Genomic DNA, 25,215 nt, shown 5'->3' with positions numbered 1-25,215 from the left:
AATAATACGCAAAAGATGAGTATGCAGCAAACACATCGCAAACTATTAGTCACTAGCGCTTTGCCTTATGCCAATGGCTCTTTACATATCGGCCATCTATTAGAGCATGTTCAGGCGGATATTTGGGTGCGTTTTCAAAAAATGCTGGGGAGCAATTGCATTTTTATATCCGGTGAAGACGCGCATGGTACGCCTGTGATGTTAGCCGCGCAGCAACGCGATATCAGTCCAGAAACATTAGTGACTCAAGTTGCAGAAGAACATAAACGTGATCTCTCTGCATTTTATATCGATTTTGATAACTTTTATACCACCCATTCTCCAGAAAATGAAGCATTAATAACGCTTATTTATCAGCGCATGAAAGATAAAGGAGATGTCCTTAGTAAAGTCATCCAACAAGCTTATGATCCCAAAACACAAATGTTTTTACCGGATCGTTATGTCAAAGGGACTTGCCCATGTTGTAAAAGTCCTGATCAATATGGTGATAATTGTGAGGTTTGTGGATCTACCTATTCCCCGCTGGATCTCATTGATCCTAAATCTACTCTTTCAGGAGCTACGCCGGTCGCAAAAGAATCTGAGCATTACTTTTTTCAACTTTCGCATTATTCAGATTTTTTACGTGAATGGATCACGAAAGACAATCATCTTACTGAAGAAATTAGTAATAAACTCTTAGAATGGTTCAAGGAAGGTTTGCATGATCTCGATATCTCGAGAGACTCGCCTTATTTTGGATTTAAAATTCCAGGAACAGATAACAAATTTTTTTATGTATGGATCGATGCACCTATAGGCTATATGGCCATCTTCAAAAATCTCTGCTTGAAACGAGATGGGCTTAATTTTGATAAGTATTGGTCCAATTCGACAAATACTGAGCTTTATCACTTTATTGGCAAAGATATTATTAATTTTCATGCAATCTTTTGGCCAGCTATATTAAAAGCTGCTGATTTTCGTACACCCACTGCAATTTTTGTGCATGGATATGTAACGGTGAATGGTAAAAAAATGTCGAAATCTCGTGGAACCTTCATTTCTGCGAGACACTATCTTAATTATTTAGATCCCGAATATTTGCGATATTATTTTGCTACAAAGCTCACTCGAAAAGCGGAAGATATTGATTTTAATTTTCAAGATTTTATCCAAAAAATTAATTCGGACTTGATCGGTAAGCTTGTGAATATCGCTAGTCGTTGTTCCAGCTTTATTAACAAAAAATTTGCAAATAAATTGTCTGGTACTTCATTAATTCCTGAACTTATCCAAGAGTTTGTAACCAAAGGTGATGAGATTGCCGATTACTACGCATGTCGTGACTACAATCGAGCAATGAAATGTATTATGGAATTAGCCGATCAAGCAAATCAAATGATTGACGCAGAAAAACCTTGGCTCTTAATAAAAAATCCTGACTCTACTCAGCGAGCTCACGATGTGTGTAGTTTAGGTTTAAATCTGTTTCGAATTTTAATGCTCTATTTAAAGCCGATATTACCCATCACTGCAGAAAAGACAGAACAGTTCCTAAATATACCTGCAATGACTTGGGATCAACGAAAAAAAATCTTATTTGATCATACCATTAACGCTTTTACGCCTTTATTACAGCGCATACCTGAAGAAACTATTCAGGATATGCAAAAAACGGATTCTATCGCGGCAAGTTAATGCTTAAAATATATATTTTAAGCTTGAAAACCTTTCCGATGCCGCATAATATTAATCTGAAAAAATGCAAGCAAAAAAATTATCTCTTCAAGCTAGAGATGTAAAAATACTAATTAACGAAATTGATGCTTTACTACCACAAACTCAATGTGGACAGTGTAGTTATTCAGGTTGTTTGCCTTACGCCCAAGCTATTTCAGAAGAAAAAGCTGAGATAAATCGTTGTCCACCGGGTGGCGTGAAAACACTACAAGCTTTAGCAAAATTACTAGAAAAAAATCCTGAACCATTTATGGAAGAAATGCAGAAGCAGGAAAAACCTGCTTTGACAGCGTATATACGCGAGTCTGAATGCATAGGTTGCACCAAGTGCATCCAAGCGTGCCCGGTTGATGCTATTGTAGGTGCTGCCAAGCAATTACATAGTGTATTAACGCAAGAATGTACTGGTTGCGGACTTTGTCTTGCGCCTTGTCCAGTTGATTGTATTGATATGCTGACATTAAGTCGGCCCAATTATGAACCACAACTGGCGCGACAACGTTTTGATGCAAAAAAACAACGTCTTACATTAAAACAAACTAAAACTAGTCTCACTAAAAATATTGCGCCAACAAACGAACAGACCATTTACATACAAGCTGCCATTAGGCGAGCTAAAGAAAAAAAACAACGCTTACAAACCGAAGCAAAAAATTTACACCGCAGCTAATGACATACGACTAATCTAAGGCTTGATAAATATTATGGGTTTCTGAATAAGTAAAAATTTGACCCGTTTTGATATCAAAAAACCAACGATGGATCGTTAATGCTTGTGCTTCAGCTTTTTCTTTTATCCAAGGAAAGGTCAAACAGTTTGCATAAGAACGATTTAAAGCTAATTTTGCATATTCATCTGGATTTTTTACCTGATTGCCAGGTATTTTTATCGAAGAAACCCATTTAGTAATAAAATCGTTTTGTGATAAATTTTGGCTATTTAATAAAGCATCTATCCCTCCGCACTGACTATGTCCCAGTAAAATAAGATGCTTAATATTCAATAAACAAATTCCAAATTCTAAAGCGGCACTGGTTCCATGCAATGCTTCATCCTTTTGATAAGGCGGCACTATGTTTGCGACATTGCGTACCACAAATAAATCGCCTGGATTACACTGCAGTATTAATGCTGGATCGACACGTGAGTCACAACATGAAACGACCATTATTTGAGGTTTTTGACCGGAGTCAGCTAAATATCGCATGACAGCATTATCACCTATCGCATATTTTTTTCTAAATAGGCTGTAACCATGCAATATTTTACTAAAAATATGGCCCATGTTTTTCTCCACATCAATATTTACTTCAAGTAAATATTTAACTTGAGACTAATTTATTATTATATACTCACAGCAATTAGATTTTTGGCAAGTGCCGCGCCCATGCTAACAATCTGCATGTATATCATACATGAGAATTGCGAGTTGCATGGCAAGACAGACAAAAATTTAAATGCGAAGAATATACAAATATTACTACAAAATACTTATTTTGCGAGTCGCATTATTAACGATTAAATTATATTCTCTTAGACTCTAAATCTTAAAAAAGGGGTAGGCAATGCCTCTAGATATAACACCGAGTAACACAAACGACGAATTTCTTTGAAGAAATGGCGTCCCCAAGGGGAGTCGAACCCCTGTTACCGCCGTGAAAGGGCGGTGTCCTAGGCCTCTAGACGATGGGGACCTGCGGTTTAAGGTCCGCTATTTTGGCCGCGCTGGGCTAGAATGTCAATGTCTAAAATATACTCTTTGCACTTAAGTTTTTGTCTGTGTTGCCGCTCGATTTGCAATCCTCATGTATCTTGAAAAAATGAAGGTTACTTCATACTCGCGACGCCTCGCCAAAAACCCAATTGTTGTGCGTATAACTACATAAAAATAAATTTTTACAAAATCTATTTTTAAGCTGTATATTTGGAACTTAATCAGATTTAAACAGGACAGCTATGTCGAACCAAACCATAAACTTAAGCAATACACTGCATCAATATATGTTATCGGTTTCCGTGCGCGAACCGGCTATTCTAAAATCATTAAGAGAAACAACTCAACAATTATCATCTCATGGCATGCAGATTTCACCTGAGCAAGGGCAATTGATGGCATTCCTGATTGAGCTAACAGGCGCTAAAAAAACTTTGGAGATAGGAGTCTATACAGGTTATAGCGCTTTAGTAGTGGCTTTAGCTTTGCCAGAAATGGGAAAAATTATTGCCTGTGATATCAATACTGAAACAACTTCGATAGCGCAAGATTTTTGGCAAAAAGCCGGCGTCTCAAATAAAATTGATCTAAAATTAGCACCGGCATTAGACACTCTTGATAATTTAATTAAACAAAATCACTCGGATAGTTTTGACTTTATTTTTATTGATGCAGATAAACAAAATTACTTAAATTATTATGAGCGTTCATTAATACTCCTCAGACCAGGCGGTCTAATGCTAGTAGATAATGTGCTTTGGAGTGGCCGAGTCGCTGATACTCACGCTCATGACAAACAAACTCTAGCCATTCGCGAATTTAACCAAGCTATTTATCAGGATAAGCGTATTAGCATGTGCTTAATCCCAATAGGGGATGGCCTCACTTTGATAAGAAAGTGTTAATTATAGCGTGGCGATATCTCCTTTTTGTTCTAACCATATTTTTCGATCGCCGGATCGTTTTTTCGCTAGCAACATATCCATTAAAGAAAGCGTTTTTTGTTCATTATCTATGGTAAGTTGAACAAGCCGTCGCGTATCGGGCGCCATGGTTGTTTCACGTAATTGCATAGGGTTCATTTCACCTAGGCCTTTAAAGCGCTGCATGCTTATTTTCCCTTTTTTCTTTTCTGCTGTTAATCGATCCAAGATGCCTTGTTTTTCTTCATCATCCAGCGCATAAAAAACTTCTTTACCGATATCAATCCGATAAAGTGGTGGCATTGCAATATAAATATGTCCCGCTTCAACTAAGGATAGAAAATGTTTTAAAAATAAACCGCATAGCAGCGTAGCAATATGCAAACCATCAGAATCCGCATCGGCTAAAACACAAATTTTACCATAACGTAAACCCGACAAATCACCAGACCCGGGATCAACGCCTATAGCCACAGCAATATCGTGAATTTCTTGTGATCCTAATACTTGATTACTCGCCACTTCCCAAGAATTTAATATTTTTCCTCGTAAGGGCATAATTGCTTGGAATTCCCTATCTCGCGCTTGCTTCGCCGAACCGCCAGCAGAATCACCTTCAACTAAAAATAATTCGGTGCGATTTAAGTCTGTTTGCGTACAATCGGCCAATTTTCCTGGCAATACTGCGCCACTTAGGATTTTCTTACGCGCGATTTGTTTACTGACGCGTAAACGTTTTTGTGCATTGGCTATCATTAATTCAGCTAAACTTTCTGCTTCAGAAATATGCTGATTTAGCCATAAGCTAAAAGCATCCTTTATTACGCCTGAAACAAATGCTGCAGACTGACGCGATGTCAGTCTTTCTTTGGTTTGACCAGAAAATTGAGGCTCTAATAATTTTACAGATAGTACATAATGGCATCCTTCCCAAACATCCTCCGGTGCTAATTTTAAACCCCGGGGCAGTAGGTCACGTAACTCACAAAAATCTCGCATTGCTTCGAGCAATCCGGTGCGTAAACCATTGACATGCGTTCCACCCTGAATGGTTGGAATTAAATTAACGTAACTTTCCATCAATCCTTCACCGCTTTCTAATAGCCAGCATAATGCCCAATCCACTTCTTCCGTTTCTCCAGCAAAATGGCCATGAAAAGGCTCAGTAGGTAAACAGGTATATTGGCTTAAACTATCTTTTAGATAACTAACCACACCATCTTCATAAAACCACTCCTCTTTTTTATTGTTTTGCTTGTCAGTAAAACTAACGTGCAAGCCTGGACAAAGCACCGCTTTAGCACGCAAGCTATGTTTTAAACGATTAACTGAAAACTTTTCTGTATCAAAATAATGTTTATCAGGCCAAAAGCGTAAAGCAGTCCCTGTTACCGCTTGATCTAGTTTGCCTAGTTTTTTTAGGTTGGATTTTTTATTACCATGTTCAAATTGAATTTGATAGATAAATCCGTCACGCTTAATAGTGACTTCAAGAAGACGCGATAAAGCATTGACTACGGATACGCCCACTCCATGCAAACCGCCCGAATAACGATAATTTTTATGGTTAAATTTACCTCCGGCATGAAGTCTGGTCAAAATAAGTTCTACACCCGTCACTTTTTCTTCAGGATGGATATCTACCGGCATGCCTCGACCATCGTCACTGACTTCTAAAGAATTATCAGCATATAACACCACATCAATATGTCGTGCATAACCGGCCATGGCTTCATCCACACTGTTATCAATAACTTCTTGCGCCAAGTGATTAGGTCGAGAGGTGTCGGTATACATACCCGGTCGTCGTTTTACCGGGTCAAGACCGCTTAAGACTTCGATCGCTTCAGCGGTGTATTTCTTTGAAGATGAAGATTTAGGTTTCATAAAATAGTAGTTACCCGCTTTTTTTTAAAAATGCGTCTCGCACAATATGCTCATTATGTTGTAACCATTGTAAAGCAATAATAGTCGAACCATTATTAAATTTTCCTTGATTGAGTAAATTATAAGCAGTTTTTAAATTTAATACGTGCAAACGAATATCTTCACCTTCCTCAACCACACCATGAATTCCTTGTGCCAACCCGGCATCAACCTGTCCACAAAAAAGAGAAATACGTTCTGAACTCCCCCCAGGACTTACCCAATACTGGCATATGGGAAATAAATTGGTTATTTCTAGGCCGGTTTCTTCTTGTGTCTCTCGTCGTGCAACTTGCTCTAAACTTTCACCTTTATCAATGACACCGGCCACTATTTCAATTAACCAAGGATTTTTGGCTTTTTTAGTAATTCCTACGCGGAACTGTTCTATTAAAACCAGCTGATCCTTATTCGAATCAAACAGTAGCACGCCCACCGCTTCACCCCGTTCAAAGACTTCTCTGAGCCGTGGCGAACTCCAGCCGCCATTAAATAAACGAAATTGGATCTTCAATTGCTCGAGCTGAAAATGCCCCTGATAGACGATTTGCTGCTGCAAAATTTTGACATCTGAATGATCGAACTGGGAATTCATAGGGCTATATCTCAATTATGAAATCTGGCATAATAAGCGGCGGTTACATAGAAGAGTTTAGAATTTCGCTCTTTTAGTATAAAAACAATAATGACATTACTCGACTTTTTTATCTATAAATCTGCTAAACAACTACCTGTCTATACTAAATTAGTATTAATTATTTATTTGGTTTTTGCACCCTTTACAGCTACTTTTGCTGCAGATTTAATCGATATTTATAAAGCTGCCCTAAAAAGTGATCCCACCTATCAGGCTGCTGTATCCACGCGATTATCCCAACGCGAGGTAATACCTCAGAGTGTCGCTGCGCTTTTGCCTAATATTTCAGCCCAAGCTAACGTTTCTAATAATTACCAAAACATTACGCAGCCTCCGACTGCTGGGCAACCGAATGGAACCAGCAACGTGCAATCTCAAGGGTATGATATTTCAATTAGACAACCATTAATCAATATCAATGCTTGGCTAGCGGTAAAGCAAGCCCGTAATACTGGTAAACAAGCTGATCTAACTTTAGCCGCAGCGGCACAAGACCTAATTTTTCGTGTCGCAACGGCATATTTTAATGTTTTATCCGCACGGGACACTCTACGATTTGCTCAAGCGGAAAAGATAGCCGATAGTAAACAATTGAATCAAGCCCAGAAACGGGTTCAAGTCGGTTTAGATGCATTGACGAGCGTTTATGAAGCTAAAGCGGCATACGACAAGTCGCTTGCTACGGAAATAAGTGCAGAAAATTCTTTACGTAATAATCAAGAGGCATTGCGTCAATTAACAGGGCAGACTTATTCCTCCATAAAAGCTTTTACAAAGAAAATACCATTACTAAGCCCACAACCAGATAACATCGAACGTTGGATTAATGCAGCCACACAAAATAATCTTAAGTTAATGGCCGCTCGCTATGGGGTAGAAGTGTCTAGAGAGAAAATAAAGATGCAAGCTTCCGGGCATTTACCCAGTTTAAGCTTAATTGGAAATTATGGAAAAACCGCTACATTTAATAATGTTCCTAGCTCATTTAATAAGAATGGTGGGACTTTGGGTTTAGAATTGGATGTTCCGCTGTTTGCAGGCGGAGCAGTCTCATCTAAAACCCGTCAGGCCCAATATGATTTTCAAACGGCTAGTGCAAATTTAGATAATACTTATCGGCTGCTTATCGTCAATACACGCCAAAAGTATAATGATGTACTTGCCGATATCAGCAAAATCAAGGCTGAGCAGCAAGCTATCAAATCAGCACAACTTTCATTAGATAGTACCGAAGAAAGTTATAACGCAGGAACACGAACTGTTGTTGATGTCCTTATTGCACAGCAAAATCTTTATGATGCAAAACGTACTGCAGCCAGTGATCAGTATAATTATCTGTTAGATACATTATTACTGAAACAAGCTGCAGGTAGCTTAAAGCCAGATGATTTGGTGCAGATTAATAAATTTTTCGCATAGTCTGCATAAATCAATAACTTACTCAAAAAGTCCCTGCGCAACCATTTGAAACAGGGTAATTGTCGTTAACAACATAGGCATCTATTAAAGCTTTTATTTTTTCTATCTTCTGCAGAGATTCTGTTTTGCCTCTGCCAAAAAATCGATGTTTGCCTAATGTCTCTTTTTCACTCGTTTCGAGTGTAAAATTATTATTTGGATCAGCCTGATTATTTAGGTTTAACTTTTCTTTATAAGCTTCAAAAATAACTATTTTTTGTTGTGCTAAGCCTATTTTAAAAAATCCTTCTTTCAGCCTGCCTATCTGCTTATCACAAATATGGATAGCCTTTTGCAATACAATTTCTTTCGGTAATTTTCGATCAGCCTCATTTGATGAGCTTGTATCCTCAACCAAATGTTCATGCTCATGAATAATGTCAAATTGCTGCCATTCTTGTTTTATAGCTTTTGTAAAACTTAAAGCAGAGGTATTAGAGTTAGTGCAACGATTTAGTTGGCTAAATAGACAATTTAAAATTCCTAGAATGGTTGCAGGAATAATAAAGATAAGTTTTCCTATCCAATTAAAAATTCCGCCATGATCATGATCGTGATGATGGCCTTGTTCGTTACCGAAAAGCGGGCATATATCTGTTAGTAATTCACTTCCTGCTGCAAAAAAAACGGTCAGCCAACAAGGAAAACTAAAGAATCTATCCGATGCTACCGCAGTAAAAAAAACGTGGAAACCAAAGATAAATAATTTCAAAACGCTAAGCATGAGTTTTAATGGAATACGCAATATGTGCAAAAGACACTGTAAATAATTTTCTGTTGATATCTGTTGTTTAAAATTTACATAAGCGTTTTTTACTGGATTAAGCAAATTATCCATAGAAATTCCAGTCAATAAACCGACTGATTCAAAAGAATTTTTCAAAGTAAACAATAAATCACTTAGCATTAAAGGAAGCGCAGTAATCACACACACGGGCAAACTAACAAAGTCTTTTAATTGAATAAAAGCAGTATATCCAGTGGTAAGTGCAGCTATAATTCCAAAAACTAATACCGCAGCACTTAATATCATTCTTAATGCATAAGAAAAATAACTTTCTTGTTCCTGAAATTTAAACCAATTTATTAAATTTCCAAAAAATTGGGAAAGTGATTTTACGACGATAAGAAAAATATATTTTGATATATTGGGTTTAACTGGATAATTTTGTTCTATTTCTCTATTAAGCTGTTTCCACCATTTCGATAAAGTCTCATTTAGAATTAAATCAGTAATGGTGTTATAAATTAAAATAGCATAAGAAATGGCTGCTAAAATAGCCAACGGCCAGATGACAGCCGATAAAATAGTTAGAGAAGTTAATCCAAAACCCATTAAGACTGCGGGAAAAGTATAGAAAGTAATAACCCCTACGCAAGCTCCAACACTTAAGCTAAATAACATTCCAAAGCGTAAAGGCCATAATTTTATGGATTTTTTAGATATTTCATCCTTAAGTTCATTAATAAAATCTGCACTAAGATTTGCTTCGTTATTTAAAAGATCACAACTTCCTTGTTCAACTACCGATTTGATCAGCAGTTTTCTTAAAAGCTTTAATCGAGCTTCTGCCTCTTCGACAGCAGAACCTTTTTCATGGGAAAAATTAGCCTTTTCAAGAAATTGTTGATTAGCAATGTAGCTAGCTACAAAGGAGCTTGTTTTTAAAAAAACTAGTTTTCTGAGATTTTGTTCTAAAATTGAGAATCTAAGTTCATGATCAGGAATATAACTTTGAGTTCCGTCTCTTCTAATTTTAAAATTAGAAAATTTTTCTTCAATGTCTCGTTGAGATAAATCATCTATTAAGAGTTTTTCATCTCTGAGTAAACTTTTATATTTATTTAAAAATTTCGTTTCACTTTCATCAATTTCACTGAGCTTATATTTGCTCTCAATATCATTTAAAAAATCAGATAAATTCTTTTTTATTTCTTTTTCATAGTGTTGAATAGAAATCAAATCATTTTCAAATTTCTCAATAATTAAATATTCCCATAGTGATTTTTCACTTAATAAGCTAAACCTACTAAATCCTTCGACAATATTTTTTCTGTAGATCTCTCCTTCTACTATAGTTGCGCCACATGCTGCATATTTTGCCCAAGGAGCAGACGTAAAATCTACAATTTGTCTTGCACTGGATAATCCATCAAATGCGACCTGGGTTCCGCTTAATATCCAGCCTAGACTTGATTTAAAAAATTTATTTATTTTCATCGTAATAATACTCTGTAATTATCAAACCACGCCCAAACTATAAACTAATTAGCTTAAGGATCTATTAAATGATATTAAGAATCATTCCTATTTGTAGGCGAGATAATAACCAAGAAAGGCCGAGTCTTCAAGAGAATTTTTTGATGGGATTAATAATGACAAATATTTTTCGTGCATGGCCTGAGTAGAATTATGTAAACTTTGCAGGTCAGATTCATTATGAATGATATCGTCAGCTTGCTTAATGCTTTCTATATGAGATATTTGTGCGGCTAAAATGGCATCGATCTGATTTCTTTCCAAACGATCACGCTCCTCTGCGCGTTGAATTTGCAATTCCCTAGGAGCTGTGACCAGCAAGATCCGATCTAATTGAATATAATTACCTGAAGAGGGTTTTTTTTTAAGTAATTTGGAGGTCCTACTCTCTAATAATAAAGGGATAACCACAAGCTTGTATATACCAGTGGTTTTTTGTATTGAACTTTCTATTTCTTGGTAAATTAAAGGGTGCAATAAGCACTCTAACCATTCACGATCCTTGGGATGAGCAAAAATAATTGCTCGTAGCTTATCCCGATCGATAGTTGCATTTTTTTTTAATAAGCTAGCGCCAAAGCGGGCAACTAATTGCTTGCGGATTTCCGGGAAGTTATCGATAAGTGCTCGACCAATCTGATCAGCATCGATAATACTGACTCCCAGCTCAGCAAAGTAACGCGCAACGGTAGACTTACCACTTGCAATTCCACCGGTTAACGCTACCGTAAACACGCTAAAAATTAATGCGTAATAATAGAATTCGAAGAATTTTCTTTTTTCCCACTACCGCCTTTATCATCCTGTTCTTGCATTTGCTGAGCATACAAGGCTTCAAAATTAACTGGCGCTAAATAAAGGGGGGGGAATCCAGCACGACCCACTAAATCTGAAACAGCCTCTCTAGCATAGGGAAATAATATAGTAGGGCAGGTGATACTCATCACTTGATGGTTTTGTTCTTCAGTGAATCCTTTTAATGTAAAAAGGCCTGCTTGTTTTACTTCAACCAAAAATAAGGTTTTATCTTTCGATTTCGCTGTCACAGTGATTTGTAGGACAACCTCATGATTGTCAGCGCCTATATCACTCGTATTCATGGTGAACTGCAAGTTCAACTCCGGTTGCCATTCTTCTTGAAACGCTTGGGGAGAATGCGGAGTCTCTAGCGATAAGTCTTTAACATAAACGCGCTGAATAATAAATTCGGGTTGGTGCGTAGGTTTGCTTGATTGATTCATAAATTACTCGCCTTTTAGTAAAGTGTCTAATTCACCAGAGGTGGCTAATTTTGATAAATCATCAAATCCCCCGATAGGTTTATTATTGATAAATATTTGTGGTACAGAACGTCGATTACTTAATTCCACCATTTCTTTCAATTTATCGGTATCCTTATCAACATGAATTTCTTCGTATTTAACTCCTTTCTTGGACAGTAATTCTTTAGCATCTGCACAGTAAGGACAACCCACTGTGGTATATATTACTACTTTTTGCATAATAACCCCGCTTTATATTAATCGAAGAACTAGCTTTTAATGATAGGCAACGCTGCATTCTGCCAGCTCATAATTCCACCCTTGAGGTGATAACATCTTGTAAAACCTGCATTTTTTAATAGTCTACCAATTTTATGGTGTGATTGCCCCTGGCTATAGTTAATGATAATAGGCCTTTCTCGATATGAGTCAAGATCGCTTAGCCTAGCTTTGAGTTCAGAAAAAGGTATATTAATAGACTCAGCAATGTGTCCTTTTTTAAAACTAAGCACATCGCGAACATCTAAAAAAACCGCATCTTCTCGGTTAACTTTAAAAATAGCATCCTGGACACTAAGAGGCAGTGTACCCGTTAGCTTAGCATGCAACTCAAAGGTCAATAATAAAATTAAAATAACAATAAAAGCTAGCCATAGCTCCCAATGTCGTAAGCTAAATTCGATAAACTGATGCATTTGTTTAACCTTTGTGTTGCTATTTGTTTTATCTTAGACACGCTAGTCTAGCGAAATTTAGTGCCCATCGCTATACTCTCTTACATTTTAACATCGAGAAATTGGTTTTATGCCTACGCAAATAGAACATCAGCATCCGCTAGAGCTAATAAATAAGCAAGCAGATTATAAAAATTTACTGACTGAACTGATGAATATGGCAAAAAAACAAGGGGCTACTCAAACCGAAGCTAGTATCAGTCATGATACTGGTTTTTCAGTGACTGTACGCAATCAAGAAGTTGAAACAATTGAACATAATCGGAATAAAAGTTTAGGAATAAATGTCTATTTTGGCCAAAAAAAAGGTTCGGCAAGCACCTCAGATTTTAGTCCTCAAGCTATTAAAAGTACTTTAGAAGCAGCTATTCATATAGCACGTTTTACTACTGAAGACCCTTTTAGTGGTCTAGCAGAACCAAAATTTCTAGAAAAAACACCGCCTAATTTGGATCTTTATCATCCTTGGTCTATCGATCCACAAAATGCTATTGCATTGGGTAAAGAATGTGAAGCTTATGCACTTGCTAAAGATAAACGATTAGCTTTTTCAGAAGGGGTCAGCTTATCAACGCAAGAGGATATTTATGTTTACGCTAATAGCAATGGATTTTTGGCAGGATATCCTAGCTCCATGCACAACATCTCATGTAGTTTAATAGCAAAAGATAAATCGGGCATGCAGCGTGATGGTAGCTATACAATAAATCGTAATGCTGATCAACTACTATCTATTGAAGCGTTGGCCAACGAAGCCGCAGATAATACCGTTAAACGCCTTAACGCAAAACGAATTTCCACTTGTCAGGTACCCGTGATTTTCCACTCAGAAATTGCCAGCCGCTTAATTAGAACTTTTCTTGAGGCAATCTCGGGCGGAAACCTTTATCGCAATGCCTCCTTCTTAGTCAATCATATCGGAAAATCCGTTTTTGCTAAAAAAATTTCTATTTATGAAAAACCTCATTTATTAGGTGCTTTAGGAAGCGCTCCTTTTGATGATGAGGGGGTTCGTACTAGCGATCGCACCTTAATTGAAGAGGGGATTTTATGCGGATATTTGCTAAATAGCTATTCAGCCAGAAAACTAAGCTTGCAAACAACTGGAAATGCGGGTGGGTTTCATAATATTCTGCTGAAAACAAGTCAATTCAATCTTAATGATTTAATAAAGCAGCTGGGGAAAGGCTTACTTGTTACTGAAGTTATGGGACAAGGTATTAATTTAGTAACGGGTGATTATTCTCGAGGGGCAGCTGGCTTTTGGGTGGAAAACGGAGAGATACTCTATCCTGTGGAAGAAATTACTATCGCTGGGAACTTAAAAGATATGTATCAAAATATCGTGGCTATAGGCAATGATATTAATAGTAAGAGCTCTATCCAAACAGGCTCAATATTTTTAGAAAACATGATGATAGCAGGAACGGAATAATCTAGGTTTGCTCTGTGATAGACCACACACTAATACCATCCAAAGTACCGAGTGATAAATAGGTTTTTAAATAATCTGGAAAAAGCACATCTAATACTTTTCCGGCTTTCGATGAAGCCATACGACAATAAAGCTGACCATTATTCCAGATGGCAAAGCTCATATGCAATACATTCATAGAAGTTCCTATTCGGGAACTTAGATAAGAATCATGACCGACAAAAAAAATTAGGCTTCCAGTGGGAATTCTTTGTCTTAATCTAGGGCTTTGTAACAACTCAAAGACTGGAACATAAGATACACTTACATTTTTACTTCCATATACCCCACCTTCTTTTTTTAATTGAAATAATAAGGTTTGTTTTTCTTGAGGGTTTAAATAAGGAATTTGAATTCTGTCTATAGTTAAATTGCGATACCAATTTCGCAAATTTATTTTGGTTCTAGTCAGTCGAGCTTCTTGACCTGCAATTAAATAACTCAGCTCGCGTATATATCCATTTCTTTTATTATTAGGAATCCAATCAGCACTAGGAAAATGATTACGTTGCGTAAAACTTACATTCCCCTGCTTATAACGAATTTGATTGATTTTGTTTTTAAAATCTGGAAGATTCTTGGCTAATGCCAGTGCCATGACAGTATCAACATAGGTTTCACAATCAAAATAATCAAATCGATATAAGGGATTTTGATCATATCTACCATTAACACCTTCACCAAGCGCCCCTTCTAAGTAGGGGGTATTTAATAATGCAGCGCTTTGAATTTCAATTCGTCGCTGTATAGGATAATTCTGGTTTAAAGAGATCAGTTGTTTGACAATTTCATCGCTCTGCGTGCCCGCAAAACTTAAAGGGATAAACAAGAAACATAAGCCTACAAGGGCATAAAAAAATCGGCACCGAGTCATCACCCCTCTTCACCAAACCTATCTGTGACTAATTTTTCTAACACCGTTAACGCTGCAGCTTCATCTTCCCCTTGAACGATGACTTCAACAGGACTACCTTGCCGAGCGGTAAGCCCCATCACTTCTAAAATACTCTTCCCATCTACTTGTTTACCATTACATTTGAGTGTAATTTGGCTAATAAAACATCTTGCGATTTTGACCCACTTCATTGAAGCGCGTGCATGTAATCCCAATTTGTTATTTATCGTAATAATTTTACATATCATATAGTGAGGAAATTAATCCTCTATTTTTCCTCTATACTAAAACTTTCGCCACATCCACAGGCGGCCGTTTGATTTGGATTAATGAATTTCAGCGTCCCATTAATTCCGTTTTGTACATAGTCAATACAAACCCCCTGTAGGATAGGAAAACTTGCTCGATCAACAAAAACAACTAATTCATCATCAATAGAAAATTTTAAATCTTCGGAATGGACGCTATCTACATAATCCACCACATAGGAAAAGCCTGAACAGCCAGAACGCTTAACACTCAAACGAAAACATTTTTCCCTTACTTGCTTAGCAAGGATCTTTTTAATATGTTGAATCGCTGAAGGAGTTAAACAAAGCTGATCAAGCTTACTTTTACTTTCAGCAGGCTCGTAGATAGGGACATTAACTTGTGTCATAAATCCCATATTACCACTTAATAAGTTAGGTAACAAAGTGGCGGTCTTAAACCTTTTCCCATTTAGAGAGCAATATTCCTGGTTTTGTAGTTATTAAACCTACAAAATGGGCTGAAATGGGTTTTTTTTACCCCCAAATAGATAAACTTTTGATTTCCATCTCCAAAAATTTTAACTAACTCCCTAGGCAAAAATGCTGCTGCGAACTGTTTAGGCCACTTTAGACCCTGTCAAAAAACTCATCAAACGAAAATCTCAAATCCGACAACGTCACGATGAAGCTTCAATAATCGAATCACTAAAAGTTGTGCGTGGATTTTTAGTGGGAAACTTTTACTTGTGTCATAAAAGTGTTTGTTGTACGGTTAACTTTAGATATTAAAATATACTCTTTAGCACTTGAACTTTTGTCTGTGTTGTCCTCAACTCGCAATCCTCATGGTTATTGTATACGCCAGATTGTTACACGAAGCGGCACTGCCAAAAATCCAATGTCGTGAGTGATACTCATTTTGCATTTTTTTAACTCTTAAATATGTTTAACAAATTAGATACTAAGCTTCTTGGGGGTATTTTACTCATAGTGGGCACAGCGATAGGCGGCGGAATGTTGGCATTGCCTATTGCAACTGCCGAAGCAGGCTTTACAAACTCCTTGCTTCTTTTATTACTCTGCTGGTTCATAATGACCGCCAGCGCTTTCTTGGTGCTTGAAGTTAATCTATGGCTCCCGCCTAATACAAATATTATTTCCATGTCGCGAATTTTATTAGGTCGATGGGGTGAATCTATCGCTTGGATAAGCTATCTTTTATTATTTTATTCCGTCCTTGCCGCTTATATGGCTGGTGGCGGAGATTTTCTCAGTGGCTTATTGCTTAATTTGGGGTTCAAAGTACCTAACTGGTTATCTATTCTTCTGTTTGTAGCCATTTTAAGTTACGTAGTTTACCGAGGCATTCACTATGTCGATTATGTGAATCGTGGTTTGATGTTTAGTAAGTTTAGCATTTATATTTTACTTATTTTATTTATTATTCCGTCTATCTCTATCTCTAAGTTAACCGATGGAAACATGCTTTACCTAACGAGCGGGGCAACAGTAATGATAACCTCGTTTACTTTTGCTAATATCATACCGAGTCTACGTACTTATTTTAAAGATGATATTCCAAAATTACGTAAAGCAATTTTAATAGGTAGCTTAATTCCCCTAATTTGTTATTTGTTTTGGGATCTATGCATCATGGGAGTACTTCCTCGTGAAGGGAATTATGGGCTGATTAACATGCTACATTCTAAACACTCAACCAGTGAGTTTGTTACGCAGCTAAGCAATGCCTTAAATAACCCGTTAATCACTTTTATAGCCAGAATTTTTACCTCCATTTGTCTAGCTACCTCTTTTCTTGCCAGCGGTCTAAGCTTATCTGATTTTTTGGCCGATGGTTTACGTACTAGCAAACGAGGAAAAGGAGGAGTTATCGTCTATTTGGCTACCTTTCTCCCCCCCATGACGGTAGTACTCTTTTATCCTGGTGCTTTTATTGGCGCATTAAGTTATGCTGGAATTTATTGTGCAATTCTTTTTATTTTACTCCCCTCTCTTATGGCCTGGCGTGGTCGTTATAGAAAAAATTCATTAGCTAAAGGATTTAGAGTTAAAGGAGGAAGACCTTTATTGTTAGTACTCGGTGTCGCGGGTGTTTTATTTATAGGGAACGGAGTTCAAATTGCTTTTACCTAGGATTTAGCTTACAAACCTATAAGCTATTTGCTATGGGCATTGAATTGCATCTTTCTTATCCAACCACTTACAACCCTTTCATCTCGTCCCGCTACCCCTTTTCCAAGTAAAAGTCCAATATTAATAGGGAATCAATTAATAGGAATTTAGAAAATTTGTTTTTTATTTTTAAAAAACATGATGATTTTTAAAGTTTTTTAATTCTTTAAAGTAGAAAAAATAACTAAAATTTCCTAAAATTACTAAGAAATTTCAACAATTGAATGGGGGACAAATATGATAATAGATGGTGTATTAGTCGGAGTCGTATTAGCAGGACTAGAATTAGGAGTAGCTTGGATATTGGCTTGTGTAATTAACCATGAGCCATCAACTGAAAAAAAGGAGGAAAAAGAACCTCCCCTCACATTTTCAGCAAATTTCGCTAATCTAGGTAATCTAAAATAAAGTTCAAGCGCTTATCGCTCTGTTTGCAATAATATTCAAAATTTTAAGCAAAAAAATCTGTAAAAACCAAAAAACCTCTGGGAACAGCTTTAAAAGTTTTCAGGGGTTTTTTCATTAAAGCTAAATAAAGTCATTGTTGACTGCTTTCTGATTAAAAATATTTTCTAGCATAATATATAAATCTTTGTATGGAATAGGCTTAGTTGAAAAATTATCAATTTCGGCTTCTTGACACCAATTTTTCAAATTATTTGCAGGATATGCACTTAATAATATTATCGGCTTTCGATTAGATTTATTGTTTTTTTCTAATAGTCGAATTCTTTTTCCGACTTCCACGCCTTGTATATCAGGTAGACCTGCATCCAGAATAATAAGATGGTAAGTGCTATTTGAACACATTTCCAAGGTTTGTTTTCCATTTGCAGCAATATCAACTTGATAGCCCATTTTTCTTAAAAAAATACTATGTACCCTTTGAATAATCAACTGATCTTCAACTAGTAAAATTCTTTTTTTTTATCCACTTATCTTTCTCTCCTTGTTTGAAATTTATAAATGTAAATTTTAATAGTTTATGATAGTCCATTTATGGACTAATTTGCAACAATATAAAAATGTTTTAACCAATAAAAAAATTTGATTTAAAATAGTATTACTGGCATAATTTTTGTGATTTTAAAAAATAATTTAGCAAGGATCTTGTTTAATTTATATGCCCAACATTGTTTTTGGCGAATAAAGATAATGTTTTAGCATAGTAAATTATGAAAAGTGACTTTGCAGAGGTTTATTTCAATTGTCCGTTAAACACACGCTACACAATACTTTAGAATATTTAATAAAAAAGTGGGGAATAAATATCAATCAACTCCACAAACATACCGGTATTCCGCTTTCGACGCTAAAACGACTAAGAATAAACAAAGAAAATAATCCCACTCTGGCATCATTGGCCCCTATTGCACACTATTTTTCCGTATCGCTCGATCAGTTAATCGGAAGGGAAGCTTTACCAAAAAAAAACCATAAGCAAATCAGTAGGCTGACGATCCCTTTGATCCATTGGAAAGATATTGTTAATACTCCAAGAAATAGATGCTATCTTGCTTTTTCTTCAATATTAATTAGAGATATAACTCTAAATGAAAATAGTTATGGATTAGTCATCAAAAACAATAATACGAAAAATTTTTTAGCTGGGTCTTTGTTAGTCATTGATCCGAGCTTAAAAGGCCGTAATCGTGATTTTATCATTATTCATAAAAAGGGGTTATCGGAACCCCAGCTTATGCAAAAAATTATTTATGAAAATAAAACCTATCTTAAAAATTTAAATACTGAGTCCGAAATTATTAAATTTTCTGAACTATATAAAATTTTAGGTGTAGTTATACAAATAAGAATGAATTATAAAAAAAGTAAATTTTATGTTAATTTCGAGGATGAAAAAAGCAACGGCGCCACAAAATATTAATCAATATATCCTTATTTTAGGGATGATAAACATTACGATTAGTTTAGCCGCAGATGTCGTAGCATATAAATTAGTATTTCTAGGTCCCGCATTAGTGCCTGGCGCACCACTCATTTTTCCTTTAACGTATATTATTGGAGATATAGTAGCAGAGGTATATGGTTATAACGCTGCTAAACAAATCATATGGATTACACTCGCGTGTGAATTATTTTTTTCTATAGCAATCAAATTAATTATTCATTTGCCTTCTCCTAATTTTTGGCATGATCAACCTTCTTATAATCAAGTGGTTGATCCTATTCTAAGATTTGTACTAGCCGGAATTTTGGCGGTTATTAGCAGCAGTTTCATTAATATCTATATAATTTCGAAATGGAAAATATTAATGAAAGGTAGACACTTTTGGTTACGCAGTTTAGGATCATCGGCTATTGGTGGGTTTATTTTAGTTTTAATCACAATATTATTTGGATTTAGTGGTCATATGGAATTGTCACAGTTGGGGTATATGATCTTATCGGTTTATTCCATCGAGATTTTATATTCCTTGCTGGGTGTATGGCCTGCTTCTTTAATTACAGGCTTCCTAAAAATGGAAGAACAACTCGATGTTTATGATACTGAAACTGATTTTAATCCATTTAGATAAATGCTTAATAAATAATAGGAAATAAAAATGTTGTCAACAATAGATTTTTTTAAAAAATTGGACAAAATTAATTTAAATCAAAACTTAAAGGCAGAAATTGAAATTTTAAAAAGCAGCTTAAAAGATAAAGATCCATCCGAAATTATATCTGCGGATATTTTAATTAAAGAATTGGGCTTAATAACTATTAAAGGTATAACCGATGAAGACGGCTATTTTAAAGAATTTGTAAACACAATTGATAATGATCATCAAGAAAGTCAAACTGAAATATTTTATCTTCTAAAAGGTAAACAAGTATCATGCTTACATATTCTAGATACTACTGAAACATGGCGTTGGCTTGGTGGCAATGAAATTTCTATTTTTATTTTTAAAAAACAAGAATTAGAGAAAATTACTTTAAATGAAAATAATCTTTTCTACACAATAGAGAAAGGCTTATTGTTTGGTGCTAAACTAAACAACCTAAAAGATGATAAAGATTTTGGTTTGGTAACTTGTTTATGTAAACCTGGATTTATACCAAAACATTATTCAAATCCAAGTTTAGAGGAATTAACAATACTTAAGGAAAAATATCCTGAATATACATCAGATATTGATGAGCTTAGCGCAAATATCTTATGTAAATCTACTCATACGGATGAACTCGCTACCAAAGCGCCTATCTATAAAAATTCAAAAAATAATTTTTTTTGGTCAATGTTTTCATTTTGTGCAAACTGTATTGGTATAAAAAAAATTGAAGAACATGAACAAACACCTTTAATTAATCCACCGCGAAATAATTGATAGTTTGATTTAATGATTGGAGGGTATTAGCTTGGATTTTAAATATGTAGAAAATTATATCTCAACAATAAAAGCAAAATATAAATCACTACAGAAGGCTAATGCTTATCCTTTTTCCTTGCGTATTATTGATGAAGAAGTTTGCACCAAGAGCGGAGAAACGCTATTTACATTACAACTCGTTGGAAAAAATCTTGTTTCTAGATTATATGCTAAGGATATTTCCAACGATAAAAAACTATTGAAATCTTTATCCCCCATAGATTTGTTAAAAATTTTAAATACTTCTAACAGAAAAATTTTACATAAAATGGAAAATGTTATTCTTTTCCCATGTCAGGCGTATTATAAGTTGATTGCAAAAAATTATAATCATATCCTCCAACAGACTATTTTTACCTTAGAGATCTCTCGGGTAAATAAAATTACGCAAAAGAAATTGACCGCTTTAGAAATTGCAAATAATCCCTTAATTCTAGAAAAACTTACACCTCAAGAAATTTATGATTTGGGCTATACCGTCGGATCAGAAACCATACTTAGAGAAATACTTTATTTAGCTAATCTTTAAAAAATACTTTTATTTTTATAAAAAAACCTAAGCTAAAAAATCCTTGTTTCTAATAAGATTTTACTTGAAATTGAGAATTTTGCCCTCATGTTGTCCATATTGGTTTTTTACTATCATTAAGAGGTATTGGATTTATGACGACCCTGGCAGAAAAACAGACATTAGGCTTTAAAACGGAAAGTGCGCAGTTATTAGACCTAATGATTGATAAGATTTATCAAAACAAAGAAATTTTTTTACGTGAACTCATTTCCAATGCTCACGATGCCATAGAAAAGTTGCGATTTAAAGCCCTATCAAACCCTCAAATTTATGAAGAAGACACGGAACCCAAAATTGCTTTAGTCATTGATAAAGACCAGCGTACCATTACATTAATTGACAATGGAATAGGTATGACTTCGAATGAAGTTATAGCAAATCTTGGTACTATTGCAAAATCAGGCACCAAAGAATTTTTAGATTCTTTGACTGGAGATGCTAGCAAAGACACCCAGCTCATTGGCCAATTTGGTGTTGGATTTTATGCTGCATTCATGGTCGCCAACAAAGTAACGGTTAAAACCCGGGCTGCCGGTGAATCACATGAAGAAGCTGTCTGCTGGGAATACGATCGGGAGTCCAAAGCTGGATATACCATCGAAAGCATAACCAAGCCAGAACGAGGCACTGAAATCATCCTTCATTTAAAGAAAGACGAAGAAGAATTTTTAGACGACTGGCGTTTACGAGGTATCATTACTAAATATTCCGATCATATTACTTTGCCGATTAGTATGCTAAGGAACATTACCGAAAACGAAACTACTTCTGATACAACGACTGCAACTGAGAAGCAAGTTGATAAAAAAGAGGTTGGCGCTACTTGGGAAACTGTAAATAATGCCACTGCGCTATGGACCTTATCTAAAGACCAAATTAATGATGAGGAATATAAAAATTTTTACAAGCATCTTACACATGACAAAAATAATCCTTTTACGTGGATTCATAATAGAATTGAAGGTAGTCAGGAATATACGACTTTACTCTATATACCTTTACAGGCTGGCCCATTTGATTTTTGGAACCATGAAAAACCTCGCGGTTTAAAACTTTATGTTAAACGTGTTTTCATTATGGACGATGCCGAGCAGTTTTTACCACGTTATTTGCGCTTTGTAAAAGGAGTTGTGGATAGCAATGATCTTCCATTAAATATTTCTCGAGAGGTTTTACAGAATAATAAACAAATTGATACTATACGCTCGGCTATAACCAAACGTACGCTTGAAACCTTAAACTACCTTTCTAAAGAACAAACTGAAAAATATTTACAATTTTGGAAGGAATATGGCAATATTTTAAAAGAAGGCTTAGCAGAAGACTTTGTAAATCGCGACTCCTTAGCAAAACTTATAAGATTTAGCTCCACTCATTTAAATAATAGCGAGCAAACAGTAAGTTTAGAAGATTATGTGGCGCGCATGAAGCCCCAACAAGACAAAATATACTATATCACCGCAGAAAACTTTGCAGCGGCCAGTAACAGTCCTAATTTAGAAATTTTTCGCGAAAAAGAAATAGAAGTATTGCTCCTGCATGATCGTATCGACGAATGGTTGGTCGCTCATTTAACTGAATTTGACGGAAAAACCTTACAATCTGTAGCTAAAGATTCGGATATATCGAGTGTCGCAGAAGAAAAAAATGAAGAGCAACTGAAACAAAACGAAGATGAATTTGGTCCTTTATTAAAACAAATCCATGAAATACTCAAGGATAAAGTTAAAGAAGTTCGTATTTCACAGCGTTTAACCAGCTCTCCGGCCTGTATCGTAAAAGAGCAAAATGCTTTAAATAGTCAGATAAAACGTATGCTAGAAGCTTCTGGACAAAAAATACCAGAGAGTAAGCCGATACTTGAACTGAACACCAAGCATAAATTTATACGAGATCTGAAGGATGAACAAGATGACATTCGTCTTGCTGAATGGTCACACATATTTTTAGGCGTTTCTATACTTGCAGAGGGTGAGCAGTTGGATGATCCAGCTGGGTTTGTGAAAACCTTAATTAGTTTGTTATCAAGTAAATAAGTAAATTAAATCAATAAAAAACTATAAGTCTCTCTTTATGGGGGACTTATAGTATTATAAAAATTGTAAATTGGATGTTGTTGCAACATTTCATAGACATTTTTTGCTAAATTATCTTACAATATGCCCGTTCGACCGCATAAAAATAACAACATTTAGGGCATACTATGACTTCTATTGTTCTATCTAAGCACTTTTTCTTTATCACTGGCTTATCTTTTGTTCTAGTTGCTTACATTTTTCAGCAAACAAATTCGATGAAAATAAAGGGTTTTCTTTATAATTTTATTAATATGCTAGGAGCTGGATTACTGGTTTATGTTAGCTTTCAGCCTTTGCAAATTGATTTCTTCATTTTTGCAGCGCTATGGACTTTCATCAGCATAATTAGAGTCTACAAAAGCTTTAAGTAACTGCTAAAAATTCAAGTGCAAAGAGTATACTCAAAGCAATCGGATTTTTGACAAGGCGCCGAGAAAATGAGCAACCGGAGTGTATGTAATATACATGAGGATTGCGAATTGAACGGCAACACAGTCAAAAATTCAAATGCGAAGAGTATTGCTTACCAATTAAATAGGGTGCCATCTATTTTCCTATTAATGGGAAGATAAGCGCGTTCATAAGGATATTTTTCCGCCAGCTTCTCATTAAAATCTACGCCTAAACCCGGCTGATCACTTGGGTATAAATAACCCTTATCAAAGCTATAGTGATGCGGAAATACATTATTAGTCTTTTCGGTATGATGCATATATTCCTGTATCCCAAAATTATTAATAGAAATATCAAAATGTAAAGCCGCCGCCATCGTGATAGGAGATACGTCTGTTGGGCCATGGCATCCCGTTTTCACATGATAAACTTCCGCCATCGCTGCAATTTTTTTCATGTGTGATATTCCTCCACCATGCACAACGGACATGCGAATATAATCAATCAACTGTTCGGTAAATAAGATATGTGTATCCCATATCGTGTTAAACACCTCTCCTACCGCGAGAGGAGTGGTTGTATGTTGACGGATAATTCGAAAACCTTCTTGTAGCTCTGCAGGCACTGTATCCTCTAGCCAAAACAGATGATAGGGCTCTAATTCTTTTCCTAAACGGGCCGCTTCGATAGGGGTTAATCGATGGTGAGCATCATGCAGAAAATGATGATCGTCACCATAAGTTTTACGTAATTCTTTAAATAATTTAGGAACGTAATTAAGATACTTTTCGGTAGACCACACACACTCTTGCGGTAAGCCTTTAGTGGCGGGTTCATAATACATTTTATCCCTAGAAACGCCGTAGCTATTGGGCAAGCCTGGAACACCAGTCTGGGCACGTATCGCTAAATAACCCATATCGATGTATTTTCCAACTTGATCGATGGTATCAGAAATATCTTTGCCATTGGCATGTCCGTACACCATAACGCCTTTGCGACTTTTACCACCCAACAAATTATAAACCGGTGTATGTAAAACCTTCCCTTTGATATCCCATAAAGCCATATCAATCGCAGCAATAGCTGCCATGGTCACAGGTCCACGACGCCAATAAGCACCACGATAAAAAAACTGCCAAATATCCTCGATTTGTGCCGGATCTCGACCAATCAAACAAGGAATAAGATCTTCTAAATAAGCTTTAACAGCCAATTCGCGCCCATTTAAGGTGGCATCACCTAAGCCGTATAAGCCCTCATCGGTAATTATTTTTAACGTGACAAAATTACGATCGGGACAGGTCACAAATACCTTAGCATCTTGAATTTTCATAAGTAGTTCA

Annotated in this window: 26 protein-coding genes and 1 tRNA gene; 13 read left to right on the top strand and 14 right to left on the bottom strand. The window is 35.8% G+C overall.

The window, feature by feature from the left end:
* The first annotated feature begins 21 nt into the window (after positions 1 to 21).
* Positions 22 to 1,683 (top strand): methionine--tRNA ligase, encoded by a 1,662-nt coding sequence (metG, locus tag AAHF87_RS05300; RefSeq protein WP_342147479.1) that lies wholly within the window; start codon positions 22 to 24, stop codon positions 1,681 to 1,683.
* 64 nt (positions 1,684 to 1,747) lie between these two features.
* The gene (locus AAHF87_RS05295; protein ID WP_342147478.1) at positions 1,748 to 2,395 is read left to right on the top strand and encodes an RnfABCDGE type electron transport complex subunit B; all 648 of its coding nucleotides are present in this window, start codon (positions 1,748 to 1,750) and stop codon (positions 2,393 to 2,395) included.
* Between the two features lie 10 nt (positions 2,396 to 2,405).
* Here the strand turns inward: AAHF87_RS05295 and AAHF87_RS05290 are convergent, their stop codons facing one another.
* Together AAHF87_RS05290 and AAHF87_RS05285 are read right to left on the bottom strand one after the other, a co-directional pair.
* Positions 2,406 to 3,011, bottom strand: coding sequence for a carbonic anhydrase (locus AAHF87_RS05290; protein ID WP_342147477.1), 606 nt, complete (start codon positions 3,009 to 3,011; stop codon positions 2,406 to 2,408).
* A 333-nt stretch (positions 3,012 to 3,344) separates the two neighbouring features.
* Positions 3,345 to 3,420, bottom strand: a tRNA-Glu gene (locus AAHF87_RS05285).
* Positions 3,421 to 3,682: 262 nt separating this feature from the next.
* On the opposite strand from AAHF87_RS05285, the gene AAHF87_RS05280 reads away from it, so the two are divergent.
* On the top strand, positions 3,683 to 4,345 hold the full coding sequence (locus AAHF87_RS05280; RefSeq protein ID WP_342147476.1) for a class I SAM-dependent methyltransferase: 663 nt from the start codon (positions 3,683 to 3,685) through the stop codon (positions 4,343 to 4,345).
* Here AAHF87_RS05280 and parE read toward each other — a convergent pair whose 3' ends face one another.
* Together parE and AAHF87_RS05270 are read right to left on the bottom strand one after the other, a co-directional pair.
* The gene (parE, locus tag AAHF87_RS05275) at positions 4,346 to 6,250 is read right to left on the bottom strand and encodes a DNA topoisomerase IV subunit B (protein ID WP_342147475.1); all 1,905 of its coding nucleotides are present in this window, start codon (positions 6,248 to 6,250) and stop codon (positions 4,346 to 4,348) included. It abuts the gene before it with no gap.
* Positions 6,251 to 6,260: 10 nt separating this feature from the next.
* Positions 6,261 to 6,884 (bottom strand): NUDIX domain-containing protein, encoded by a 624-nt coding sequence (locus AAHF87_RS05270; protein ID WP_342147474.1) that lies wholly within the window; start codon positions 6,882 to 6,884, stop codon positions 6,261 to 6,263.
* A 90-nt stretch (positions 6,885 to 6,974) separates the two neighbouring features.
* Here AAHF87_RS05270 and AAHF87_RS05265 point away from each other — a divergent pair, with 90 nt between their 5' ends.
* On the top strand, positions 6,975 to 8,345 hold the full coding sequence (locus tag AAHF87_RS05265) for a TolC family outer membrane protein (RefSeq protein WP_342147473.1): 1,371 nt from the start codon (positions 6,975 to 6,977) through the stop codon (positions 8,343 to 8,345).
* A 22-nt stretch (positions 8,346 to 8,367) separates the two neighbouring features.
* On the opposite strand, the gene AAHF87_RS05260 is transcribed toward AAHF87_RS05265, so the two are convergent.
* The 5 genes from AAHF87_RS05260 to AAHF87_RS05240 all read right to left on the bottom strand — a co-directional run bounded on the left by AAHF87_RS05260 (position 8,368) and on the right by AAHF87_RS05240 (position 12,601).
* Positions 8,368 to 10,605: a hypothetical protein gene (locus AAHF87_RS05260; protein WP_342147472.1), complete on the bottom strand. Its 2,238-nt coding sequence runs from the start codon at positions 10,603 to 10,605 to the stop codon at positions 8,368 to 8,370.
* A gap of 87 nt (positions 10,606 to 10,692) precedes the next feature.
* The gene (gene coaE / locus AAHF87_RS05255) at positions 10,693 to 11,379 is read right to left on the bottom strand and encodes a dephospho-CoA kinase (RefSeq protein WP_342147471.1); all 687 of its coding nucleotides are present in this window, start codon (positions 11,377 to 11,379) and stop codon (positions 10,693 to 10,695) included.
* Between the two features lie 8 nt (positions 11,380 to 11,387).
* Entirely contained in the window at positions 11,388 to 11,885 is a 498-nt protein-coding gene (gene secB / locus AAHF87_RS05250; protein ID WP_342147470.1) for a protein-export chaperone SecB, read from the bottom strand.
* A gap of 3 nt (positions 11,886 to 11,888) precedes the next feature.
* The gene (gene grxC, locus AAHF87_RS05245; protein WP_342147469.1) at positions 11,889 to 12,146 is read right to left on the bottom strand and encodes a glutaredoxin 3; all 258 of its coding nucleotides are present in this window, start codon (positions 12,144 to 12,146) and stop codon (positions 11,889 to 11,891) included.
* Positions 12,147 to 12,175: 29 nt separating this feature from the next.
* Complete coding sequence (locus tag AAHF87_RS05240) at positions 12,176 to 12,601, bottom strand: rhodanese-like domain-containing protein (RefSeq protein ID WP_342147468.1); 426 nt, start codon at positions 12,599 to 12,601, stop codon at positions 12,176 to 12,178.
* A gap of 109 nt (positions 12,602 to 12,710) precedes the next feature.
* Between AAHF87_RS05240 and pmbA the strand changes: the two genes are divergently transcribed.
* Positions 12,711 to 14,075, top strand: coding sequence for a metalloprotease PmbA (gene pmbA / locus AAHF87_RS05235; RefSeq protein WP_342147467.1), 1,365 nt, complete (start codon positions 12,711 to 12,713; stop codon positions 14,073 to 14,075).
* 1 nt (position 14,076) lies between these two features.
* Here pmbA and AAHF87_RS05230 read toward each other — a convergent pair whose 3' ends face one another.
* The 3 genes from AAHF87_RS05230 to AAHF87_RS05220 are packed head-to-tail and all read right to left on the bottom strand — an operon-like array spanning position 14,077 to position 15,667.
* Complete coding sequence (locus tag AAHF87_RS05230) at positions 14,077 to 14,943, bottom strand: N-acetylmuramoyl-L-alanine amidase-like domain-containing protein (RefSeq protein ID WP_342147466.1); 867 nt, start codon at positions 14,941 to 14,943, stop codon at positions 14,077 to 14,079.
* 44 nt (positions 14,944 to 14,987) lie between these two features.
* Positions 14,988 to 15,257, bottom strand: a complete 270-nt coding sequence (locus tag AAHF87_RS05225) for an HPr family phosphocarrier protein (RefSeq protein ID WP_071662866.1) — start codon at positions 15,255 to 15,257, stop codon at positions 14,988 to 14,990.
* Between the two features lie 20 nt (positions 15,258 to 15,277).
* Positions 15,278 to 15,667: an iron-sulfur cluster assembly accessory protein gene (locus AAHF87_RS05220; protein ID WP_342147465.1), complete on the bottom strand. Its 390-nt coding sequence runs from the start codon at positions 15,665 to 15,667 to the stop codon at positions 15,278 to 15,280.
* A 535-nt stretch (positions 15,668 to 16,202) separates the two neighbouring features.
* On the opposite strand from AAHF87_RS05220, the gene AAHF87_RS05215 reads away from it, so the two are divergent.
* Both AAHF87_RS05215 and AAHF87_RS05210 read left to right on the top strand, forming a co-directional pair.
* Entirely contained in the window at positions 16,203 to 17,414 is a 1,212-nt protein-coding gene (locus AAHF87_RS05215) for an amino acid permease (protein ID WP_342147464.1), read from the top strand.
* 276 nt (positions 17,415 to 17,690) lie between these two features.
* Positions 17,691 to 17,861, top strand: coding sequence for a hypothetical protein (locus AAHF87_RS05210; protein WP_342147463.1), 171 nt, complete (start codon positions 17,691 to 17,693; stop codon positions 17,859 to 17,861).
* A gap of 120 nt (positions 17,862 to 17,981) precedes the next feature.
* Here the strand turns inward: AAHF87_RS05210 and AAHF87_RS05205 are convergent, their stop codons facing one another.
* Entirely contained in the window at positions 17,982 to 18,371 is a 390-nt protein-coding gene (locus tag AAHF87_RS05205; RefSeq protein ID WP_342147878.1) for a response regulator, read from the bottom strand.
* 289 nt (positions 18,372 to 18,660) lie between these two features.
* Between AAHF87_RS05205 and AAHF87_RS05200 the strand changes: the two genes are divergently transcribed.
* From AAHF87_RS05200 to AAHF87_RS07300, 6 genes are all read left to right on the top strand, one after another.
* Positions 18,661 to 19,338 carry a helix-turn-helix transcriptional regulator gene (locus AAHF87_RS05200; RefSeq protein WP_342147462.1) on the top strand — a complete coding sequence of 226 codons (678 nt, stop codon included), beginning with the start codon at positions 18,661 to 18,663 and terminating at the stop codon, positions 19,336 to 19,338.
* Entirely contained in the window at positions 19,292 to 19,990 is a 699-nt protein-coding gene (locus AAHF87_RS05195; RefSeq protein ID WP_342147461.1) for a queuosine precursor transporter, read from the top strand. The genes AAHF87_RS05200 and AAHF87_RS05195 overlap by 47 nt, the downstream gene beginning before the upstream one ends.
* 27 nt (positions 19,991 to 20,017) lie before the next feature.
* The gene (locus tag AAHF87_RS05190; protein ID WP_342147460.1) at positions 20,018 to 20,785 is read left to right on the top strand and encodes a cupin domain-containing protein; all 768 of its coding nucleotides are present in this window, start codon (positions 20,018 to 20,020) and stop codon (positions 20,783 to 20,785) included.
* 31 nt (positions 20,786 to 20,816) lie between these two features.
* Positions 20,817 to 21,356, top strand: a complete 540-nt coding sequence (locus tag AAHF87_RS05185; protein WP_342147459.1) for a hypothetical protein — start codon at positions 20,817 to 20,819, stop codon at positions 21,354 to 21,356.
* A 134-nt stretch (positions 21,357 to 21,490) separates the two neighbouring features.
* Complete coding sequence (gene htpG / locus AAHF87_RS05180; protein WP_342147458.1) at positions 21,491 to 23,434, top strand: molecular chaperone HtpG; 1,944 nt, start codon at positions 21,491 to 21,493, stop codon at positions 23,432 to 23,434.
* Positions 23,435 to 23,601: 167 nt separating this feature from the next.
* On the top strand, positions 23,602 to 23,847 hold the full coding sequence (locus AAHF87_RS07300) for a CBU_0592 family membrane protein (RefSeq protein ID WP_425287999.1): 246 nt from the start codon (positions 23,602 to 23,604) through the stop codon (positions 23,845 to 23,847).
* 152 nt (positions 23,848 to 23,999) lie between these two features.
* Here AAHF87_RS07300 and manD read toward each other — a convergent pair whose 3' ends face one another.
* The gene (manD, locus tag AAHF87_RS05175; protein WP_342147457.1) at positions 24,000 to 25,205 is read right to left on the bottom strand and encodes a D-mannonate dehydratase ManD; all 1,206 of its coding nucleotides are present in this window, start codon (positions 25,203 to 25,205) and stop codon (positions 24,000 to 24,002) included.
* Between the last annotated feature and the right edge of the window lie 10 nt (positions 25,206 to 25,215).

The organism is Rickettsiella endosymbiont of Aleochara curtula, from assembly GCF_964030935.1.
Lineage (GTDB): Bacteria > Pseudomonadota > Gammaproteobacteria > Diplorickettsiales > Diplorickettsiaceae > Aquirickettsiella.
The sequence above is the reverse complement of the archived record's forward strand: the minus strand, read 5'-3'. Positions and strand labels throughout refer to the sequence as shown.

Bases quoted from the DNA above. Each gene is read 5' to 3' on its own strand.
- secB (WP_342147470.1), bottom strand. From the start codon at position 11,885: ATGAATCAATCAAGCAAACCTACGCACCAACCCGAATTTATTATTCAG.
- AAHF87_RS05295 (WP_342147478.1), top strand. From the start codon at position 1,748: ATGCAAGCAAAAAAATTATCTCTTCAAGCTAGAGATGTAAAAATACTA.
- parE (WP_342147475.1), bottom strand. From the start codon at position 6,250: ATGAAACCTAAATCTTCATCTTCAAAGAAATACACCGCTGAAGCGATC.
- AAHF87_RS05260 (WP_342147472.1), bottom strand. From the start codon at position 10,605: ATGAAAATAAATAAATTTTTTAAATCAAGTCTAGGCTGGATATTAAGC.
- AAHF87_RS07300 (WP_425287999.1), top strand. From the start codon at position 23,602: ATGACTTCTATTGTTCTATCTAAGCACTTTTTCTTTATCACTGGCTTA.
- AAHF87_RS05240 (WP_342147468.1), bottom strand. From the start codon at position 12,601: ATGCATCAGTTTATCGAATTTAGCTTACGACATTGGGAGCTATGGCTA.
- manD (WP_342147457.1), bottom strand. From the start codon at position 25,205: ATGAAAATTCAAGATGCTAAGGTATTTGTGACCTGTCCCGATCGTAAT.
- grxC (WP_342147469.1), bottom strand. From the start codon at position 12,146: ATGCAAAAAGTAGTAATATATACCACAGTGGGTTGTCCTTACTGTGCA.
- AAHF87_RS05265 (WP_342147473.1), top strand. From the start codon at position 6,975: ATGACATTACTCGACTTTTTTATCTATAAATCTGCTAAACAACTACCT.
- AAHF87_RS05225 (WP_071662866.1), bottom strand. From the start codon at position 15,257: ATGATATGTAAAATTATTACGATAAATAACAAATTGGGATTACATGCA.
- htpG (WP_342147458.1), top strand. From the start codon at position 21,491: ATGACGACCCTGGCAGAAAAACAGACATTAGGCTTTAAAACGGAAAGT.
- AAHF87_RS05290 (WP_342147477.1), bottom strand. From the start codon at position 3,011: ATGGGCCATATTTTTAGTAAAATATTGCATGGTTACAGCCTATTTAGA.
- pmbA (WP_342147467.1), top strand. From the start codon at position 12,711: ATGCCTACGCAAATAGAACATCAGCATCCGCTAGAGCTAATAAATAAG.
- AAHF87_RS05210 (WP_342147463.1), top strand. From the start codon at position 17,691: ATGATAATAGATGGTGTATTAGTCGGAGTCGTATTAGCAGGACTAGAA.
- AAHF87_RS05215 (WP_342147464.1), top strand. From the start codon at position 16,203: ATGTTTAACAAATTAGATACTAAGCTTCTTGGGGGTATTTTACTCATA.
- AAHF87_RS05280 (WP_342147476.1), top strand. From the start codon at position 3,683: ATGTCGAACCAAACCATAAACTTAAGCAATACACTGCATCAATATATG.
- metG (WP_342147479.1), top strand. From the start codon at position 22: ATGCAGCAAACACATCGCAAACTATTAGTCACTAGCGCTTTGCCTTAT.
- AAHF87_RS05190 (WP_342147460.1), top strand. From the start codon at position 20,018: ATGTTGTCAACAATAGATTTTTTTAAAAAATTGGACAAAATTAATTTA.
- AAHF87_RS05270 (WP_342147474.1), bottom strand. From the start codon at position 6,884: ATGAATTCCCAGTTCGATCATTCAGATGTCAAAATTTTGCAGCAGCAA.
- AAHF87_RS05195 (WP_342147461.1), top strand. From the start codon at position 19,292: ATGTTAATTTCGAGGATGAAAAAAGCAACGGCGCCACAAAATATTAAT.
- AAHF87_RS05220 (WP_342147465.1), bottom strand. From the start codon at position 15,667: ATGACACAAGTTAATGTCCCTATCTACGAGCCTGCTGAAAGTAAAAGT.